This window comes from Microvirga sp. P4_G7 (genome assembly GCF_056401005.1).
Map to the genome: position 1 here is coordinate 1 of NZ_JBFUKD010000569.1, position 2424 is coordinate 2424.

Annotated in this window: 4 protein-coding genes; 2 read left to right on the forward strand and 2 right to left on the reverse strand. The window is 58.5% G+C overall.

The features are described from left to right. Positions 1–126: 126 nt before the first annotated feature. Positions 127–420: an HlyU family transcriptional regulator gene (locus AC1DT3_RS18020; RefSeq protein ID WP_477466605.1), complete on the reverse strand. Its 294-nt coding sequence runs from the start codon at positions 418–420 to the stop codon at positions 127–129. A gap of 156 nt (positions 421–576) precedes the next feature. Here AC1DT3_RS18020 and AC1DT3_RS18025 point away from each other — a divergent pair, with 156 nt between their 5' ends. Both AC1DT3_RS18025 and AC1DT3_RS18030 read left to right on the forward strand, forming a co-directional pair. Then, on the forward strand, positions 577–1155 hold the full coding sequence (locus AC1DT3_RS18025; protein ID WP_477466606.1) for a DUF2239 family protein: 579 nt from the start codon (positions 577–579) through the stop codon (positions 1153–1155). A gap of 94 nt (positions 1156–1249) precedes the next feature. Then, entirely contained in the window at positions 1250–1726 is a 477-nt protein-coding gene (locus AC1DT3_RS18030) for a transglycosylase SLT domain-containing protein (RefSeq protein ID WP_477466607.1), read from the forward strand. 60 nt (positions 1727–1786) lie between these two features. Here the strand turns inward: AC1DT3_RS18030 and AC1DT3_RS18035 are convergent. After that, the coding region (locus tag AC1DT3_RS18035; RefSeq protein ID WP_477466608.1) for a peptidylprolyl isomerase at positions 1787–2424 on the reverse strand (638 nt) is incomplete at its 5' end.

Genomic DNA, 2424 nt, shown 5'->3' on the forward strand with positions numbered 1-2424 from the left:
CGCCAGGACTGTCAGGCGCAAGGCGCGGACRATCCCAGTCCCTTTCCGTTTGTTTTCGCGGCGATTCGAAACCAAGCCAATCTCCCACAAACACTTTTGACGTTCGAAGCTCCGTCCGGGTCGAGTTCAGGAGAAGATCCGATCGCCCTGCTCGTCGATGATCTGCTTGGCCTTGGAGACCGAAAATGTGACGGCATCATCACGGCTGGCGTGAGTTTCCGCGCGCACGAACGCATGTTCCTTCGTGTCATCGCCGAAGTCTTTCACGATGCGGCCGGCAGTCTGAAATTGCCCTTTGGCCGCATATGGCTCGGGTAGAATGCGATAGCCCTTGTACTCGGTGGGATCCGCGGGCGCAGATGCGCGCTTGGTGGAGTCACCACTGCCGAATAATCCGCCCAGCAATCCCTTGAAGATCATCGTTCTTGTTCCTGGCATTCGTCGTTCGCTCTCTTCGACCTTATCGCATGAAAACAAGCACCGCGAGCAGGGCGCCTGTGGGCAATTGCATTTTACCCGGATAAAATTGACAGGAGGATAACACCCGGATAAAATGCGTGCTTAATGGAGACTACGATGGAAAACCTGCAAACGTTCACCGCCTTCTCAGGCGAGAGTTACTTTGCTTCGGGCTCAAAGCTGCATGTCGCGCTTTCGGTGAAGGCGGCGTTAGAGACAGGCGATGCGCGGATGGTCCTGATTTTCGAGGACGAGACGGGTCGGCAAGTTGATCTCGATCTGCGCGGCACGGACGAGGAGATCGCCGCGAGGTTAACGACCACGGCGGAGGATGACGGCCGGTCCAAACGATCCGGTCGCCCGAAGCTCGGGGTCGTCGCACGCGAAGTGACCCTCCTGCCGCGGCACTGGGGCTGGCTTGCCGAGCAGCCGGGCGGAGCGTCCGTGACACTGCGAAAGCTGGTCGACGCTGCGCGCAAAGCAGAAGGACCCGACGCCATTGTCCGTCAGGCGAAATTGGCCACTGATCGCTTTATGTCTGCGATGCTCGGCAATCAGCCTGGGTACGAGGAGGCGTCGCGCGCACTCTATGCAGCCGATCTCAGTCGCTTCACGAGGATGACGGAGGCCTGGCCCGTCGATCTTCGTGATCATGCACGGCAACTTTCGGCGCCGGCGTTCACTGAAGAGGTCTGATCGCGAACCGCGTGATCGTAACACGCTAAAGCCAAGCTGACGCCTTAACGCCACGATTTCTGGTGAAGGTTCATCCCTAGCAGGGGGAACTTTCATGATACCTCGTGTCATTCTCGGTCTTGCTTGCATCGCCTGGACTCATCCGGCGAACGCGTCTGAACGCACTGCAATAGATGCTCTCGTCGAACAGCATGCCAAAGCCCACGGCGTTCCCGGGGAGTTGGTCCACCGGATCATAAAACGAGAGAGTGGCTACAATCCGCGCGCGGCCAATCAAGGAAACTTTGGCTTGATGCAGATACGGTACGAAACGGCGCGCAGCATGGGCTACACAGGGCCGTTGTCGGGTCTCCTCGACGCCAACGTCAACCTCACTTACGCTGTACCATATCTCGCGAATGCCTTGAGGGTGGCTGCCGGCAACTCTGACCGGGCCGTCTCGCTCTACTCCAGAGGCTACTATTACGAAGCCAAGCGGAAGGGCCTTCTGCACGCACTCCGAACTGGCGAAAGCAAGTCGGTCTCTGGGTCCATTCAGGCGCCATTGGGGTTACGCACCGCGGATCGATAGCCATTACGCTATCGCATCGCCGGGTTCGTCTGTTGCAAGCTTCTGGCGAGCAACTTGCGTCTATGCGCGGCGCCTCACGGTCAGAATCGCGACGGGTTTTTCGAGATACTCGGCCGGCTCCGCGCGTGCGAAAATCCGTTTGATCGTGTCGGATCCATTGAGGACTTTTCCGAAGGCGGCAAACCCTGCCAAATCCGGATTGCGGCTCCCGCCTTCATCCAGTTCCGGCTGATCGCCAATGGTAATGAAGAAGCCGTGTCCGCCAGTTCCCGGTGCTCTGCGAGCGAGCGACAAGGTGCCGTCGACATGCCGTAACCCTGTGATTGAAGTCGGTTCGTGGGGGACCGGAGGGAAGGGCGGCTCGCGATTGTCCGACGGCGCAGGCCATCCCCATTGGATGACCTCGATACGCGGCGCAGGCGTGGACGGAGCATGATCCAACGTAACAATCCGATAGACGGATGCACCATCCAGAAGCTGGCCATCGACATACGCCAGAAAATTCTTCGCGGTGAGGGGGGCTCGTACTTCATCGATTCCGAGTAGAAAGTTACCCACCTCGGTTGCGACCTCGACTTCTGTGAGTTGGTCGTCGTTCATCATATCCTCTTGTCCGTAATGTGCTTTTACTGGGCGGTCGAAAAGTGCGTTGGTTGCGATCTGACCGACCGCGCCGCATCGCCATCGACAGGTCGATG

What these genes read in the sequence shown, in the direction of transcription:
- AC1DT3_RS18020 (WP_477466605.1), bottom strand. Translation starts at nt 420, where the DNA reads ATGATCTTCAAGGGATTGCTGGGCGGATTATTCGGCAGTGGTGACTCC.
- AC1DT3_RS18025 (WP_477466606.1), top strand. Translation starts at nt 577, where the DNA reads ATGGAAAACCTGCAAACGTTCACCGCCTTCTCAGGCGAGAGTTACTTT.
- AC1DT3_RS18030 (WP_477466607.1), top strand. Translation starts at nt 1,250, where the DNA reads ATGATACCTCGTGTCATTCTCGGTCTTGCTTGCATCGCCTGGACTCAT.